This is a genomic window from Daejeonella sp., from assembly GCF_044232565.1.
GTDB lineage: Bacteria > Bacteroidota > Bacteroidia > Sphingobacteriales > Sphingobacteriaceae > Daejeonella.
In genome coordinates this window covers 1-16,468 of record NZ_JBIILQ010000037.1, presented here as the reverse complement: position 1 = coordinate 16,468, position 16,468 = coordinate 1, and the positions used below count along the sequence as shown (strand labels likewise).

Below are 16,468 nucleotides of genomic sequence, written 5' to 3'. Positions count from 1 at the left end.
TTGATCTTTTATTTTAAAATTAAAATTTCCCCGGACAAACTGATTTTAAATAATCTCGCTAATGATTGTATTTAAATAGGCGAGACTAGTATTTTGAAATATTTCCCGATCCCGATTTTGAATATTTAACACTTGGGTTTCCGGCATATTTAATATCCCCAGATCCGCTAACTAGCGCATCTAAATTTTTATTTACAGTTAATACAATATTCCCTGATCCGCTAATTTTTGCATTCGCAAGATCAGATTCAAGCTCCTTACCTTTAAAATCACCAGAACCGGCTATTGTAATTGTTGTATTTTCCGATTTTCCTCTGGCTTCAATTTTACCAGAGCCACTGATTAATGCTACGTAATTTTTTGCATTCATCTCTAAGGAGATATTTCCTGAACCACTAATTGTATTAGTGAGCTTAGTGGCATTGATTAGGCCTGCAACTTCAATGTCTCCCGAACCAAGCAAGGTAAGGCTATGCAATGTTTTAGCCTCAATGTATACATTTACCCGCTCTGTGCTTGTCCAGGTTTTTTTATTTAAGGATTTCTTTTTGCTGATTTTTAATATGCCATTCTCTACTTTGGTCTCTATCTCACTGATAACATCAGCTTTGCCTTCTAATCGCAGGCTTTCGCTATTACCCATGGTAATAAAGATAGAATAATTGCCTGCGGATGAAATCCCCGAAAAACCTGCAACTGTTCGATTTTCGTCTACAATGTTTTCATTGCTTTTTATTGATATGTTTCCTTTGCTTGCAATGGAAAGGCTAGAAATTGTGGCTACAAATAATATGATTGTAAAGCCTTGAAGAAGTTTTTTCATGTTTTAAAAGATGTTTATCTAATTCATTAGACGCAGTATTTTTGCAAAACGTTGCACCTATTCTGATTTCAGTTCTTTTAGCTCGATGTAAAAATTCTCTAAATCAGGTTTAAATCCTTGTTTGAGGGTAATTTTCTTCCATTCTTTTGTCGGATAAATCCATGTGTATTTTTCACCTGATTTTATTCTCAGTGGCATATTGAAATTCTTTGCATCTGCTAGCCAACGATATTGGGTTTGTTTTCCTTGAGTTTTAAATTCAAGCTTCGGGATGTTTTTATAGTTAAGATATTGATCATAAATCTTAGTAAACTCTTTTCCTGATTTCCGACTTATATAGCCTACAATATCTTCAGTTGTACTAGTTTTTAGTCCGAATTCTTTGTTTAATCCCCGTAGTATGTCACGCCATTTTTGATCGTCATCAATAAGGGTACGTGTCATGTGAATTAGATTAGCTCCTTTAGGGTACATGTCGCCTGAGCCTTCCTGATTAACACCGTATGGACCAATGATTGGCTCATCGTTCCTGATATTTTTTCTAACACCGGCAATATATCTCGCACCTGCATTCTTGCCTTCCCGCCCTTCAACAAATAAAGCTTCCGAATACATGGTAAATCCCTCATGAATCCACATATCTGCAATGTCTTTAGCTGTGATGTTATTTCCAAACCACTCGTGGCCTGATTCATGGATAATGATATAATCCCAGCCCAAGCCAAGCCCCGTTCCAGATAAATCGCGACCCAAATAACCATTTTGGTACTTATTTCCATAGGCTACGGCACTTTGATGCTCCATGCCTAAATAAGGAGTTTCAATAAGCTTAAAACCATCTCTATAAAAAGGATATGGCCCAAACCAATTCTCAAAGACCTTAAACATAGGTTTTACATTGGCATTAAACTGCTTTTTTGCTTTCTCAAGATTTTCTTTCAGAACATAATAATCGAGTGTCAAATTTCCGTTTTCGCCAGCGTAGGAATCATCGAAATGAACGTAATCAGCAATATTTAAGCTTACATTATAGTTGTTAATGGGGTAGGATACAAACCAATTATATCGGGTGTAATTGGGATCTGTATTTTCGGTTGAAAGTAATCGGCCATTGCTCACATTCATGAGCCCTTTGGGTACGCTAACACTGATCATCATGCTATCCACTTCATCCGATTGATGGTCTTTAGTTGGCCACCAAGAGCTAGCTCCAAAGCCTTGGCAGGATACCGCAACCCATGGTTTCCCTTGTTTATCTTTCGTATAGCTGAAGCCTCCATCCCAAGGTGCACGCTTAGCTATGATGGTTTTCCCACTATAAAAAACCGTGAATTCATCAGTGCTACCTTTTTTTATGGTATTCGGAAAATCAATAAAAACCGCATTGAATTCTCTATTAAAAGGTAGTTCTTTACCGTGGTAGACCACCCTTTCAACCTTGAGATTATCGAAAAGGTCGAATTGGAGACGATTGATATCGTTCACTGCTTTAAATTTAAACAAATTTGATCCACTGATAAATTTATTTTCAATATCTAGCTTAATATTTAGGTGGTAATAGTTGATGTCATAAGAACTCCTAAACTCGTTTAAAGTCCCCCGTAACGTGTCTGCTCTTGAAAACAAAGGCTTTGGACCTTGTGAAAATGAAGCTTTTGAGAAGAGGCAGGCTAGCACAAGAGTTAGTGCATATATTTTTCGCATTTTATTTATTTCTAGTATAATAGTTTCCGAATCAAATTAAATAAAATATTCTAATTAGTACCTAATATGAAACATTTTATTGTTCAGATTTTTTTAAGGGTCGATATTTATTAACTTTGAATGAAAATTAAAATATCCTCGCATGCAATTTGACGTAATAGTAATTGGAAGTGGTCCCGGTGGTTATGTAGCCGCCATTCGTTGTGCCCAATTGGGTTTAAAAACAGCACTTATTGAAAAATATAGTACTTATGGAGGTACCTGCTTAAATGTGGGCTGTATTCCTTCTAAAGCGTTATTAGACTCTTCCGAGCATTATCATAATGCATTGCACAATTTCAAGGAGCATGGTATTAACCTAAAAGACCTTTCGCCTGATATTAAGCAAATGGTTAAGCGTAAGGATGAGGTGGTTGCCCAAACTACAGGTGGAATTACCTATTTATTAAAGAAAAATAAAGTGAGTACCTATCAGGGTATGGGCTCAATGGTTGATAAAAATTCTGTTAAAGTTACGAAGGATGATGGGTCCTCAGAGACTTTAAGCGCTAAAAATATTATTCTTGCAACAGGATCAAAACCAACTGTTTTGCCATTCATTAAAACTGATGGAAAACGAATTATTACTTCCACTGAGGCTTTAAATTTGCAAGAAATTCCTAAACATCTAATTCTTATAGGTGGTGGTGTTATCGGACTAGAATTAGGTTCTGTTTATGCTCGCTTGGGTTCAAAAGTGACGGTATTAGAATTTATGGATTCTATTATAGGAACAATGGATAAGAGCTTAGGTAAAGAACTTCAAAAAGTGCTTGCTAGAGATGGCATGGAGTTTTTATTGAGTCATAAAGTAACTGGTGCAACGGTTAAAGGTTCAAAAGTTACGGTAACTGCCGATAATGCAAAGGGTGAAAAGATTAGTCTGGAGGGTGACTATTGCCTTGTTGCCGTTGGCCGCACAGCTTATACTGAAAACTTAGGTCTTGAAAATATTGGGATAACTTTAGAGGAACGAGGTAAGAAAATTCCTGTAAATGCACATCTTGAGACTTCAGTGCCTGGAATTTATGCTATTGGGGATGTGGTAAAAGGGGCCATGCTTGCTCACAAAGCGGAGGATGAGGGTACTTTTGTAGCTGAACTTATTGCGGGTCAAAAACCACATATCAATTATAATCTGATTCCTGGTGTTGTGTACACGTGGCCGGAAGTGGCTAGTGTGGGCCAGACGGAAGAACAATTAAAAGAAGCAGGCATTAAATATAAAGCTGGTTCATTTCCATTTAAAGCGAGTGGAAGAGCACGTGCAAGTAATGATACGGATGGTTTTATTAAGGTTCTTGCCGATGCCTCAACGGATGAGATTTTAGGTGTCCACATGATTGGCCCGAGAGTAGCAGATTTGATTGCTGAGGCAGTTGTAGCAATGGAATTTAGAGCTTCAGCAGAGGATATTGCAAGGATTTCACATGCACATCCAACTTATACTGAGGCATTTAAGGAGGCAAGTATGGCTGCAACCGAAAATAGAGCAATACATATTTAAACATAAAGTTGAAAGTGATAATTTGAAAGGGTAAAGCTGAAAGTGAAAAGTTGAAAGGGTAAAGCTGAAAGTACAAAGTGAAAAGGGTAAAGCAGAAAGCTTAATGCGGAATTCCTAATCAATCATTGAATTTTGAAGTGCTTGACTTTTCTCTGATAACCGATAACAGATAACTGAAAACAAACCTCATACATCATACTTCAGACCTCATACCTCATTCCTCATACCTCAAACAACAATTCATGCAAACAATCCTCCATATTGCAATAATCCTTGGTACACTTGCAGGAATGGAGGCATTTTCATGGTTTATTCATAAATATCTATTTCATGGCCCGCTTTGGTTCATACACCGCTCTCACCATCAACACCGTTCGGGATGGTTTGAGCTAAATGATGTTTTTAGTCTGCTTTTTGGTGGAATTTCCATGTATTTAATCTGGGAAGGTAGAGCGATGCTTGACACCAAGTTTTGGATAGGGCTGGGAATTTCAATTTATGGAATAATTTACTTTATTTTTCACGACTGGTTTATACACAATAGATTAAAAAGTTTTAAAACTACTAACTCCTATCTGTTGGGCATCCGCAGAGCACATAAAATTCATCATAAATCGACCGAAAAAAATCCCTCGGAAGAATTTGGCTTACTTTTGGCATCCAAGAAATATTTTAAGCAATTTAACCAATCCGCTCCTTAATTGTATGCAGGTATTTGAAAATTTCTCGCTAAAAACGCTCAATACCTTTGGTGTAGAAGCAAGCGCCGATTACTTTGTAGATATTGAAAAAGAAGAGCAACTGCAAGAGTTATTTTCTAATGATAGCTATCAAAATTTACCCCGCTTAGTACTTGGTGGGGGTAGCAATATGCTCTTTACACAAAACTTTAAGGGTTTAGTTGTTCATCTTAATATCCATGGGCTAAGTGCAGAAATTCACGGAAATGATGTTTTTGTTCGTGCAGGGGCAGGAGTTATATGGAATGATTTGGTAAATTATTGCGTCGATAATGAATTTGCGGGTATTGAAAACCTGAGTCTCATTCCCGGTTCGGTTGGTGCATCGCCTGTTCAAAATATTGGTGCCTATGGAGTAGAGCTACAAGATGTTTTCCATTCGTGTCGCGCTTTTGAAATTTCTACAGGTAAAATTAAAGTATTTACTAAAGAGGATTGTGCGTTTAGCTATCGTGAAAGTGTATTTAAATCGTCGCTAAAAGGTTTATTTATCATCACGGAAGTAACCTTCAAACTATCAAAAATATTTCAGCCTAATGTGAGTTATGGTGCAATTATGGATGAATTGACTAAACGTGGGATAAATCAAGCTAATATCAGTCAATTATCACAGGTTATTTCACACATTCGCGTCAGTAAGCTTCCTGATCCTACAACAATTGGGAATGCTGGGAGCTTTTTTAAGAATCCGATTGTTCCAGAGTCTACATTTAATACGTTGAAAATCAAGTTTGCCGATATGGTTCATTTCCCAGCAGGTGAGGGCTATGTGAAGATTTCTGCTGGCTGGCTTATTGAGCAATGTGGCTGGAAAGGTAAAGTGGTTGGAAATACAGGGACATGGAAAAACCAAGCCCTTGTATTGGTTAACCATGGCAATGCCAGTGGGGATGAAATTTTTCGGTTCTCTTCGGCAATAATTGAAAGCGTAAATTCCAAATTCGGAATTCTATTGGAGCGCGAGGTAAATATCATTTAAATATTAGGCCTTCACATTTTTTGTATAAACTTCACAGCTTAGTTTACATCTTTTTACAGAATCCTTATTGAGGCACGGCCTTTGCATTAGCTTTTATGTCTTTAATTGAACACCAATTTCTAGGTGCTTCAGAGTAATAACATCTAAGCTAAACAACATGACTACCATCGAATTTAACACTATGGTCACACGTCAGGCCGATTCATTAAAGCTTTATGCACTCCGATTTACTCACGACGCGGAGGATGCCAATGATCTTGTTCAGGATACAATACTTAAAGCATTATCGTATTGCAATAAGTTTAAAGAAGGTACAAACCTGAAGGGATGGCTTTATACCATCATGAAAAACACGTTTATTAATAAATATAGGCGTTTCGTGAAAATCGGCACCATGGTCATTCAATCCGAAGATATTAATTATTCCAATTTAATGTACAGTGCTAGTAATAATCAAGGCGAGTCCAAATTTATTATGGATGATATTAAAAATGCCCTTGAAAACCTATCTGATGAGTATTATGTGCCATTTACGATGTATTTCGATGGTCATAAATATCATGAGATTGCAGAACATCTTACCATTCCAATTGGGACGGTTAAAACTAGGATTCATGTAGCAAGGAAGCTTTTGAAGAAATCCTTAAATGATTATAATCCTAAAAATAGAAATTTAGTATTCTTAAATTAATGCTTCTATTAGCTATTTCATTCATTCTTCAACTATCTAAATAGCATTCTTAATTTTTTTTAAATTAGAAATTCAATAGAGTTAGGTTTTAACAAGATTGTGTAAATATCTTTCGTTTTTTTGTCGGGAGATGAAAGCTTTTGATAAGTATTTCTAAATTTACGCATGAAATTTTCTTATCTGCTGATCAATTTTTTAACCGTCTTTTTTCCGGTTGTGCTTTCATTTGATAAAAGAGTGGCTTTTTTTAAGAGTTGGAGGTTTATTTTCCCCGGACTTCTAATCACAGGATTATTATTTCTTTTCTGGGATTATCTATTTACAATCTACGGTGTTTGGTCATTTAACCCGGAATATATCATTGGCTTTAATATTCTTAATTTACCGATAGAAGAGATACTTTTCTTTATTACGGTGCCATTTGCCTGTGTTTTTGTGTATGAATGCTTGAATTATTACGTTAAAACCGACCTTTTAAAACGATTTTCAAGCCCAATAAGCTATATTCTTATCGCATTTTCAGGTTTAATGGTCTTTCTTTATTACGATCGAGTTTATAGTCTAATTACCTTTGGATTGCTAGCTGTGGTATTGATTGTTAGCGAATTTATTGTGAAAAGCACAATTATGAGTCGCTTTTACTTAGCATATTTAGTTTCCCTAATCCCTTTTTACATCGTCAATGGATTATTAACATCCATTCCGATTGTGCTATACAATGATGCCGAAAATATGGCCATCCGAGTAGGAACCATTCCACTTGAAGACCATTTTTACTCTCTTTCTATGCTGTTGATAAATATTTTATTGTTTGAGTATTTTAGAAAAAAGGGGGCTGTTGCCAAATGATTGATTTGCCTGAATATAGTAGATCATATCTTGCTCTTCGCAACGGACAAGATAAGCCGGAAATTTGGGTAGCCTTTGAGGGACTAATTTATGATGTGAGCGAAAGTCGCTTATGGAAAAATGGCAAGCATTATGAACATTGGGCGGGTCAAGATTTAACGGAGGAGTTGAAAGATGCACCACATTCGAAGCAGGTGTTTTCGAAATTTAAAGTGGTGGGGAGGGTTAGAGATTAGTTGGTTGGGTGGTTAGTTATTAGTTGGTTAGTTGGTTAGTTATTAGTTGGTTGGGTGGTTAGTTATTAGTTGGTTAGATCTACGATATCTGCTATAGAATGGGTTGTCAGTTGTCAGTTATCAGGCTGGCGACATCAGCTATCCGCTGGCTGAGGTTCTCGAAGCCTGTGATTTTTATCTTTGTCTGCACTTATTCTTTGCTCCTTATTCTTTGCTCCTTATTCTTTGCTTTTTATTCCTTGTTCTAAACAAATATTTATTCACAAAAAATGGCGCTTTAATTACTCAAAGCGCCATTTACATGTGGTTGGTGTTTTTCCACCGCACTACTATCCTATAGTAAAGCTGCTAAGTTTCACAAATTGCTGTACTCTTGACTTAATTTCATCTTGACTTAAGTTTTTGATACGTTCAGTTCCGAATTTTTCAACGCAGAAAGAGGCAAGGGCAGATCCGAAGATGATCGCATTTTTCATATTATTGAAATTGATGGTATCTACTTGTGCAAGGTAACCAATAAAACCACCTGCGAAGGTGTCGCCGGCACCTGTTGGATCAAATACATCAGCAAGAGGTAGGGCAGGGGCAGAGAATATGAGGTCTTCATTAAATAATAAAGCACCATGCTCTCCTTTTTTTATAATTAAGTATTTGGGTCCCATAGCCATGATTTTATTGGCCGCTTTCACTAGAGAGTACTCCCCAGACAATTGTCTAGCTTCCGCATCATTAATGGTTAAAACATCCACATTTTTAATCACTGCAAGAAGATCGTCTAATGCGATGTCCATCCAGAAGTTCATGGTGTCAAGCACTATTAGCTTAGGGCGGCTTTTTATGCGACTGATCACAGTTTGTTGTATTTGTGGGGTAAGATTGCCCAACATCAGGAATTCGCAGTCCTGGTAGCTCTCAGGGATAATAGGATCAAAATCAGCAAGGACATTTAATTCTGTGACTAAAGTATCACGACTATTCATGTCATTATGATATTTTCCAGACCAAAAAAATGATTTTTCGCCTTTTTTAATTTGCAATCCTTCGGTATTTATGCCGTGATCATTAAAATTTTGGATATCTTCTTGATGAAAATCTTCACCCACTACTCCAACAATCTTTACTTTTTTATAAAAGTAGGAAGCCGCTAAACTTGCGTATGTGGCCGCTCCGCCCACTATTTTGTCGGTTTTTCCGAAAGGAGTTTCAATTGCATCAAAGGCAACAGACCCAATAATTACTAGACTCATAATTTATTTAAAAAATATTTCAAACAAATATTGCATAAATAATTTAAAATCCCGAATATTGCACTCCCGAAAGGGACGAAATCACAGGTTGATTTCGAAGCCAGAAATTCCTAAGTAGCTCAGCTGGTTAGAGCATCTGACTGTTAATCAGAGGGTCCCTGGTTCGAGTCCAGGCTTGGGAGCAAAAATCAAAAAGAGGTCATTTCGACCTCTTTTTTTGTTTAAAAACTGCGTCTACATTCGTCAAACGAACATTATTTGTGGTTGCAACTTTTTGATTTTCAAAACCTCATTTTTCGTAAAAGCTGCAACCCTAAATCATTGTGTTGAGGAGAAAAGTGGTCTATCGAATTTATATGGAAGATTTAATGTTGGTTTTTGTGGTTCGAGTTCAGTAGAGGTTTTCGTAAAATTTTCTTTGTTTATCAGGGAGCTAGAGGAGCTTAGTTTTTCCACGTAAATGCTTCGTAATTAGATAAAAATAGCCAGCCTTTTTCTCTTCTGTTTGTATATTTGATAAAATAATTTTAGCATAAATGGAGATACAAAATAGTACAATAGACGATTTGGAATTCATATTTGATTTATACAGGTCTGCTACAGCATATCAAAAAGAAAGATTCATTAGTCATTGGCCGGAGTTTGAAAGAGAGATGGTTATAAATGAAATTGTAGAGAATAGACAATGGAAGATGATTATTGATGGGCAGGTGGTATGTATTTGGGCGACTACTTTTTCTGACCCATTAATTTGGGTCGATAAAGACTCAGACCCATCTGTCTATATTCATAGAATATCAACAAATCCTAATTGTCGCGGTAAGGCCTATGTAAAGCAAATGGTAGAATGGGCTAAATTATATGCAATTCAAAATAACAAAAAGTTTATCCGCTTGGATACGGTAGGCGAGAATCAGAAATTGATACAACATTATACTAATTTTGGGTTCAATTTCTTAGGACTTTCACAATTAACTAATACAGTGGATTTACCAAAGCACTACCATAACGCAACGGTAAGTTTGTTTGAGTTAAGTGTCTAGCTATTTATATTTTTCACAAGTTATACCGATATCAAGTCAGGTATAATGAACGCTTGGAGGGTAAAGTAGATTCTTGCAATTTGACACTAAGTTCAACCCTTTAATTTCCTGATAGTTACATACTCAATCAACGTATTATAGTTGCATCTTTCGTCAAAAAGGGGAGCTTGATAATCAAGGAGTTACATTAATTTGTAACTCCTTTTTTATTTAAAAATCGCTCGATTTTCACTCTTTTTAGGGGTTTATTTTGCACATAGTTTGCACAAGACTCACGCATAACTACTCCATAATCATGACCATAATACAACTCAAATTATGGTACAACTCAATTTGGTATTAGATACCAGAAGATCAAAATCAGATGGAACTTATTCCATCATCTTTAGAATCACTCAGTTTAAAAACGTTTACACCATTTCAGCTGGTATTTCTGTATCAAGAAAGTACTGGGATGATAAAAAAAGACAAGTTAGTCAGGACTGAACAACAATTTGCTCTTCTAGTAGGTAGATGCAGAATGTACCAGCATTTACCAAGGGCATTAAAAGAGCAGATCTTTCCTGAAAGCCTTCCCTTAACTGATACACAGATTGGTTCTGTAGTCAAGGATTATTATTGGGGTCAGGATTTTGGTTCTGATATCTATGGGAAACTGAGCCTATGGCAATTGTACAACCTCTTCACAGGGGCTAATAAGAGCTCCTTCATTGATAGTTTCTTGGATAGGTCAGAAGATGCACATGAATTTGTCAAATAGCTCCAGTATGGCCTAGATAACAAGCAAAACAATTGGTTTTTAAACTAAATTATGAATAGAAAACTATCATTTTACGATGAAAGAACACTCCTTCTAATAAGTAGGAGGGGTGTTTTACGACAATTACATGTTCCATTTCATTGAAGGCCACCCAAGCTATAGGAATCATTAAAGAAGGCACCATAGTGTACGTGGAAGCTGTGGCTCAGCATAAGGAGCATAAGATTATGTATAGGGTGTTAAATCAGTGGGTTCCTTATTATTATTACCAACTAATAATTAATTAATAAAAAATAGTTACGGACAAGCAATTACATAAACATTTGTTTAATGATTTTATCCTCCTCAGCATAAAGTGGCAACTCATAGTGTAAGGCTTTGAATTTTAAAAATCGATCGCTTTTATGTAATACTAAATCTGTGCTTGATTAATAGTACTTTTTCAAATAAAAAGCACAATTGGTTTGAATACCTACAGAAAACTAGCTGTATTTCGGATAGTTTACTAATCAAAAAGCCTATTTTTTCATAGACAAAATAAGCAATTTAAGTTCTTCGATTTGTTTTTGTTGTGCTTGAATGGCTTTTTGTTGCTCTTGAATGGCTTGTGTTAAAACAGGTATCAAAGCGGTGTAATTAACTGAAAGCAGCTTGTCTTTATCCGTTCCTTCAATCACCAAGCTTGGCATAATTTTTTGCAATTCCTGTGCAATAAAACCATTTTCTTTGATGGAGTAGTCGGTAGCAGCCAGCGTGTTTTTCTTTTCATAGCTCACTGGTTTTAACTGCATGATTGCATCTATACTATTTTGCAAGGGGGCAATATTTCTTTTTAAACGCAGATCAGAAGGTCCAGTTACGGTTGAAGTAACTATACCCGAAAAAGTTGCATCGCCATTTTTTAACATAACAAGCGCATCGCTTTGTGCTGAGGATGTTCCGTTGCCAATTACAAACAAGCGGTCATTAGCAACAGACATATAAGCGGATAATGAATTACTAGGACTATAATCTGTATTGTACGCACCAATTGCTGTTTCTCCATATGACCTAGCAATGGTACCAATACCCATCGCAACGGTAAAATTGGCACTTGCAACGGTCTGTGAACCCATCGCAACGGAAGCATTGCCGCTTGCCATTGAGTAAGAACCCATCGAAGTGGAATTACTACCGCTGGCAGTAGTATACTCACCCATTGCAGTGGAGATAGAGCCGCTGGCATTGGACTCATAACCCATCGCAGTGGAGGCAACTCCACTTGCAATGTTAGCATTACCCATCGAAGTGGAATTACTACCGCTGGCAGTTGTAGAATAACCCATCGCAGTGGAACTTTGGCCGCTGGCAGTGGTAGAATAACCCATAGCGGCGGAATAATTCCCAATATTGACATCATCCCACTTATCTCCAGTAATAGTTCCTGCCCTAAATGCAGATTTTTTAGGATACCACATCATGCGGGTACCTGCGCCAATTGATGATGTGGTTCCCGAGCTATAAGTACCTAATGCTAACAATCCATCAGTACTAGTAAATGTTTTTAAGCCTCCTACGCTTTGGTTGGTAGTTAAATCGACCCCTGTAGAACCTGATGAAGCGGTTTCCCAGGTAGCCAAACCCGCACCATTTGTGGTGAGAACTTGACCATTGGTCCCACGCACACTTGGCAATGCAAAACTGGTACTAGATCCATTTCCATTTACTGTTAATGAACCACCAAAAGTAGTATTACCATTTTTCAACATGACAAGGGCATTGCTTTCTATATTGTATACTCCATTACCAATTACAAATAAGCGGTCAGCACTATTAAATGCAGTGGTGGAGGTTGGTGTATAAACTGTATTGTATGTTCCAATAACAGTTTCTGCAAAAGACTTGGCAGAGGTATTATCACCGAAAGCTGTAGATGAAGCACCCATAGCAGTAGTTGAAGCACCCATAGCAGTGGATGATGGACCGCTGGCAGTAGTCCAATTACCCAGCGCAGTGGAGGCTCCTCCAATGGCGTTGGTGTTAGACCCCATCGCAGTGGAATAATCCCCTATATTACTATCATTCCATTCTGTTGAGGGAACAGATCCTGCCATACCTGCCCTAAAAGCAGCCTTTTTAGGATACCACATCATGCGGGTACCTGCGCCCAATGAGCTAGCGGTACCCTGGCCAAAAGTACCTGTAGCCATTAAGCCATCAACACTTGAAAATGTTTTTGCTCCAGCAATTGTTTGAGCTGTTGTAGTTACAATACCGCCATTGGTCGCATCTGCAGGAGTAAGTGTTATGGTATTACTGCTTATTGTTGCACCATTTACATTTGATGTTCCGCTAATTGTTCCGACAGAGCTTACTCCAGTAGGAAAAGCTGCCCAACTTGCCACCCCGGCAGCATTTGTTGTTAATACCTGCCCATCGGTTGAATTATGAGTTTTTGGATAAGTAACAGTTCCTGCAGTTAAGGTTCCATTTGTTTTAACATTTGTTACACTTGTATTTCCCAATTGAATCGTATTTTCAGCAGAAACTATAGCGCCAGCTCCTATTGCGGTTGCATTAAAAAGGTTGTTTGATGATACATCTGCAGAATAACCGATAAGTGTATTTTGATTTCCAGTAGTATTTGTAGTTCCAGCAGAGTAACCTAAAGCAGTGTTAGATCCACCTGTGGTGTTGGAATATAGTGATCGAGAGCCACTGGCGGTGTTATACCCACCAGTGTTTTTATATAGTGCCCCAAAACCGTTGGCGGTGTTATCTTCACCCGTGATATTAGAATTTAGTGATGCATTACCAATTGCGGTGTTATTAGAACCAGTGGTGTTGAAATAAAGTGATTGATTACCATTGGCGATGTTACTACTACCGGTGGTATTAGAATACAATGATGCATAACCATAGGCTGTGTTACTATTACCGGAGGAATTAGAATATAGTGACATGCTACCATTGGCGGTGTTACCATCAACATTCCCTCCACCTCTTCCAACGGTTAAATCATTTACCTTTAAATCATAAGCACCTAAATTGACTGCACCATTAGCTCCTGTATAAGGTATACCTCCAGCAGCAGGTGTAAGCCATGTTGGTACTCCTGCTCCATTTGCCGTTAAAACCTGACCTGCAGCTCCATCTATTTTAGGATAAGTAACGGTACCGGCTGTAATCGTTCCATTTGTTTTTACATTTTCTACACTTGTATTTCCTAATTGAATTGTATTACTTGCTGCAACCTGAGCTCCCCATCCAATAGCAGTAGCATTGTATAATGCCCCCGAAGCAACATCAGCATTATATCCAACTGCTGTATTGAATGTGCCACCTATGTTATTGCCAAGTGCTTGATATCCGACTGCGATATTTCCAGTACCTGTTGTGTTTCCAGAAAGTGCATAATTACCTGTTGCGGTATTGTTTCCGCCAGACGTGTTATTATAGAGCGCTCTTTCGCCATTTGCAGTATTATTTGAGCCTATCGTATTTTTTGTGAGCGCATCAAATCCATTAGCAGTATTGGAGTTCCCCTCGGTATTATTACTTAGTGCACCTGCACTAGTTGCAGTATTGAAAGAGCCAATTGTATTTTTGGAAAGTGCCCTCAATCCAAGCGCGGTATTAATTACACCATCCGTGTTTTGGCTCAGTGCATCATTGCCAATCGCAGTATTACTAGAAGCATTTGCTCCTGATCCTATACCTACTGATACCCCATTTACAGTGAGATTGTAAGCCCCTAAATCAACCGCTTGGGTTGCCCCGGTATATGGTACAACCAGAGCATTAGCGGTAGTAATTTTACCAGTTACAAATTGAGTCGTCGCAATTTGAGTAGTATTCGTTTCTGCTGTTGCAGTTGGAGCCAATGGGGTTCCTGTTAAAGTAGGTGATGCTAAAGGTGCTTTTAAATCTAAAGCATTTTGAGTTAATGTACTGATTGGCTTTAATAAATCTGTTGTATTATTTACATTTCCTAATCCTAAATTCGTTCTTGCCTCAGCATCTGTTGAAGCTCCTGTTCCGCCATTGGCTACAGCTAAGGTTCCTGTAATTTTTGTAGCTGCTACATCTGCAATTTTTGCATTAGTGATTGCTCCATTGGCTATTCTTGCCGTTGTAACTGCATTATTAGCAATCGTTGCCGCATTCCCAATACTGGTCACATCTCCTGTTAAATTCGCATTGGTCGTTACGGTGCTCGCTAAAGTAGCTGTTGCTGCATTACCAGTTATACTTCCAACTATTGGATTGGTAACCGTTAAGTTCGCTAATGTCCCAACACTCGTTAAACTTGAACCTGTTACGGTAGATTTTAAAGTGGTACCTGTTAAAGTTCCTGCATCTGCAGTTACAGTTATATTCCCACTACCATCAAACGCAACGCCATTGATGTTTCTTGGGCTTGCTAATTTGGTGGCAGTTCCTGCATTACCAGAAATCGTAGTTTGATCGCCTGTATTAGTACCCGTTAAATTGGCTACAGCTGTATTGGCAAGCATCGCATTCGTGATTGCTCCGTTTGCAATGGCTGTAGTATTTCCTACCGAAGTAACTGGACCTGTCAGGTTCGCATTCGTTGTTGCCGTGCTAGCTAAAGTAGCTGTTGCCGCATTACCTGTTATGCTTCCTGCTATTGGATTGGTTACCGTTAAGTTCGCTAATGTTCCTACACTCGTTAAACTAGAACCCGTTACGGTAGATTTTAAGGTGGTGCCACTTAATGTTCCTGCATCTGCAGTTACGGTTATATTCGCAGTACCATCAAACGCAACGCCATTGATATCTCTTGCTGTTGCTAATTTAGTGGCAGTTCCTGCATTACCAGAAACAGTAGTTTGATCGCCAGTATTAGTGCCCGAGATGGCTGCAAGCTTAGTCTGCTCTGCCGAGGTATAGTCGTTAGTGGAAAGTTCTTTGCCTGTTACCTTGTTTACTTTCGTGTCCAAATCTGTTTGCGTAACCATCAATTTCCAGGAAGTGCCCGTATAATAATAAAATCCCGCTGGAGCAGTAGTTTGATATACCATTAAGCCTTCTGCAGGACTCGCAATAGCATCTTTTTGGCTAGCGCTTAATCTGGGGATTAAGATTCCTTTGTTATTGGATGTTGAACTCACTTCTAAAGCTGCAGAAGCAGCGGGAGTAGTAGTACCAATACCAATTTGTGCTAGTGCTGGTACTGAAATTAGTACTAGCAAAAAGCTAACTAAATAGAGAGAGAAAGATTTCATGGAATTTAATTTTTGGTAGAATATTTTGATAGTTTTTTAAGGTTGATAGTTTATAAGGTTTATTCGTTAAAGTAATTGACTATTGGCGTTTAATACATGATAGCCACACTATAACTTTAGCATAGCACCACAAAGAAACACAGTAAGGTTACTTTAATTTTTATTAAAAACTCAAAAAGTATAATTCTTATACCTTTAATTAATACAATATTTTTTCAAAGAAAAAAACATCTTTTATTTTAAAATAAAAGGCAATTATTTTAATAGTAAAGTTTAAATCTGAATTATTAATGATTAACAAGCTAAGTAGCTGCTGGCAGAATTGGGGGTAAAAAAAATCATGAAAACAGAAACATTATCCGAAATATAGGTATGCTATAAACCAGGTTTAATCAGCTCCAAAATAATTAGTGATTCAAATAAGGCATTCGACAAAATGCGGCATTATTTCCTCAAGATATGATATCTGTACACGAACCATTGTATATGTGGAAGCAGCGGCTCAACATAAAGAGCATAAGATTATGTACAGGGTGTTAAATCAGCGGGTTCTGTAATATTATTACCAGCTGGTAATTCTTTAGATCAATCAATAATTATAATCAATAAACGAGTGAAAAAG

General features: G+C 37.6%; 13 protein-coding genes and 1 tRNA gene. 10 read left to right on the top strand and 4 right to left on the bottom strand.

What is annotated here, in order from left to right; all coding sequences use genetic code 11:
• Positions 1 to 85 precede the first annotated feature (85 nt).
• Together ACILQF_RS03745 and ACILQF_RS03740 are read right to left on the bottom strand one after the other, a co-directional pair.
• The gene (locus ACILQF_RS03745) at positions 86 to 823 is read right to left on the bottom strand and encodes a head GIN domain-containing protein (RefSeq protein ID WP_395626074.1); all 738 of its coding nucleotides are present in this window, start codon (positions 821 to 823) and stop codon (positions 86 to 88) included.
• A gap of 57 nt (positions 824 to 880) precedes the next feature.
• The gene (locus ACILQF_RS03740) at positions 881 to 2,527 is read right to left on the bottom strand and encodes a M1 family metallopeptidase (protein WP_395626073.1); all 1,647 of its coding nucleotides are present in this window, start codon (positions 2,525 to 2,527) and stop codon (positions 881 to 883) included.
• Between the two features lie 142 nt (positions 2,528 to 2,669).
• Between ACILQF_RS03740 and lpdA the strand changes: the two genes are divergently transcribed.
• The 6 genes from lpdA (at position 2,670) to ACILQF_RS03710 (ending at position 7,568) form a co-directional block, all read left to right on the top strand.
• Positions 2,670 to 4,073, top strand: a complete 1,404-nt coding sequence (lpdA, locus tag ACILQF_RS03735) for a dihydrolipoyl dehydrogenase (RefSeq protein ID WP_395626072.1) — start codon at positions 2,670 to 2,672, stop codon at positions 4,071 to 4,073.
• Between the two features lie 242 nt (positions 4,074 to 4,315).
• Complete coding sequence (locus ACILQF_RS03730) at positions 4,316 to 4,774, top strand: sterol desaturase family protein (protein ID WP_395626071.1); 459 nt, start codon at positions 4,316 to 4,318, stop codon at positions 4,772 to 4,774.
• A 4-nt stretch (positions 4,775 to 4,778) separates the two neighbouring features.
• A complete protein-coding gene (gene murB / locus ACILQF_RS03725) occupies positions 4,779 to 5,792 on the top strand; it encodes a UDP-N-acetylmuramate dehydrogenase (protein WP_395626070.1) in 1,014 nt (337 codons plus the stop codon).
• A 157-nt stretch (positions 5,793 to 5,949) separates the two neighbouring features.
• Positions 5,950 to 6,483: a sigma-70 family RNA polymerase sigma factor gene (locus ACILQF_RS03720; RefSeq protein ID WP_395626069.1), complete on the top strand. Its 534-nt coding sequence runs from the start codon at positions 5,950 to 5,952 to the stop codon at positions 6,481 to 6,483.
• 165 nt (positions 6,484 to 6,648) lie between these two features.
• Positions 6,649 to 7,332: a lycopene cyclase domain-containing protein gene (locus ACILQF_RS03715; RefSeq protein ID WP_395626068.1), complete on the top strand. Its 684-nt coding sequence runs from the start codon at positions 6,649 to 6,651 to the stop codon at positions 7,330 to 7,332.
• A complete protein-coding gene (locus tag ACILQF_RS03710) occupies positions 7,329 to 7,568 on the top strand; it encodes a cytochrome b5 domain-containing protein (RefSeq protein WP_395626067.1) in 240 nt (79 codons plus the stop codon). The genes ACILQF_RS03715 and ACILQF_RS03710 overlap by 4 nt, the downstream gene beginning before the upstream one ends.
• A 329-nt stretch (positions 7,569 to 7,897) precedes the next feature.
• Here ACILQF_RS03710 and ACILQF_RS03705 read toward each other — a convergent pair whose 3' ends face one another.
• Positions 7,898 to 8,815: a PfkB family carbohydrate kinase gene (locus ACILQF_RS03705; RefSeq protein ID WP_395626066.1), complete on the bottom strand. Its 918-nt coding sequence runs from the start codon at positions 8,813 to 8,815 to the stop codon at positions 7,898 to 7,900.
• A gap of 108 nt (positions 8,816 to 8,923) precedes the next feature.
• On the opposite strand from ACILQF_RS03705, the gene ACILQF_RS03700 reads away from it, so the two are divergent.
• The 4 genes from ACILQF_RS03700 to ACILQF_RS03685 all read left to right on the top strand — a co-directional run bounded on the left by ACILQF_RS03700 (position 8,924) and on the right by ACILQF_RS03685 (position 10,618).
• A tRNA-Asn gene (locus tag ACILQF_RS03700) sits at positions 8,924 to 8,997 on the top strand.
• A gap of 354 nt (positions 8,998 to 9,351) precedes the next feature.
• Positions 9,352 to 9,858 (top strand): GNAT family N-acetyltransferase, encoded by a 507-nt coding sequence (locus ACILQF_RS03695; protein WP_395626065.1) that lies wholly within the window; start codon positions 9,352 to 9,354, stop codon positions 9,856 to 9,858.
• A gap of 318 nt (positions 9,859 to 10,176) precedes the next feature.
• On the top strand, positions 10,177 to 10,344 hold the full coding sequence (locus tag ACILQF_RS03690) for an Arm DNA-binding domain-containing protein (RefSeq protein ID WP_395626064.1): 168 nt from the start codon (positions 10,177 to 10,179) through the stop codon (positions 10,342 to 10,344).
• The gene (locus tag ACILQF_RS03685; RefSeq protein WP_395626063.1) at positions 10,313 to 10,618 is read left to right on the top strand and encodes a DUF3871 family protein; all 306 of its coding nucleotides are present in this window, start codon (positions 10,313 to 10,315) and stop codon (positions 10,616 to 10,618) included. The genes ACILQF_RS03690 and ACILQF_RS03685 overlap by 32 nt, the downstream gene beginning before the upstream one ends.
• Positions 10,619 to 11,136: 518 nt before the next feature.
• Here the strand turns inward: ACILQF_RS03685 and ACILQF_RS03680 are convergent.
• Positions 11,137 to 15,846, bottom strand: coding sequence for a tail fiber domain-containing protein (locus ACILQF_RS03680; RefSeq protein WP_395626062.1), 4,710 nt, complete (start codon positions 15,844 to 15,846; stop codon positions 11,137 to 11,139).
• Positions 15,847 to 16,468: the final 622 nt, after the last annotated feature.

Bases quoted from the DNA above. Each gene is read 5' to 3' on its own strand.
- ACILQF_RS03720 (WP_395626069.1), top strand. From the start codon at position 5,950: ATGACTACCATCGAATTTAACACTATGGTCACACGTCAGGCCGATTCA.
- ACILQF_RS03705 (WP_395626066.1), bottom strand. From the start codon at position 8,815: ATGAGTCTAGTAATTATTGGGTCTGTTGCCTTTGATGCAATTGAAACT.
- ACILQF_RS03745 (WP_395626074.1), bottom strand. From the start codon at position 823: ATGAAAAAACTTCTTCAAGGCTTTACAATCATATTATTTGTAGCCACA.
- ACILQF_RS03685 (WP_395626063.1), top strand. From the start codon at position 10,313: ATGATAAAAAAAGACAAGTTAGTCAGGACTGAACAACAATTTGCTCTT.
- ACILQF_RS03715 (WP_395626068.1), top strand. From the start codon at position 6,649: ATGAAATTTTCTTATCTGCTGATCAATTTTTTAACCGTCTTTTTTCCG.
- murB (WP_395626070.1), top strand. From the start codon at position 4,779: ATGCAGGTATTTGAAAATTTCTCGCTAAAAACGCTCAATACCTTTGGT.
- lpdA (WP_395626072.1), top strand. From the start codon at position 2,670: ATGCAATTTGACGTAATAGTAATTGGAAGTGGTCCCGGTGGTTATGTA.
- ACILQF_RS03740 (WP_395626073.1), bottom strand. From the start codon at position 2,527: ATGCGAAAAATATATGCACTAACTCTTGTGCTAGCCTGCCTCTTCTCA.
- ACILQF_RS03710 (WP_395626067.1), top strand. From the start codon at position 7,329: ATGATTGATTTGCCTGAATATAGTAGATCATATCTTGCTCTTCGCAAC.
- ACILQF_RS03695 (WP_395626065.1), top strand. From the start codon at position 9,352: ATGGAGATACAAAATAGTACAATAGACGATTTGGAATTCATATTTGAT.
- ACILQF_RS03730 (WP_395626071.1), top strand. From the start codon at position 4,316: ATGCAAACAATCCTCCATATTGCAATAATCCTTGGTACACTTGCAGGA.
- ACILQF_RS03690 (WP_395626064.1), top strand. From the start codon at position 10,177: ATGGTACAACTCAATTTGGTATTAGATACCAGAAGATCAAAATCAGAT.
- ACILQF_RS03680 (WP_395626062.1), bottom strand. From the start codon at position 15,846: ATGAAATCTTTCTCTCTCTATTTAGTTAGCTTTTTGCTAGTACTAATT.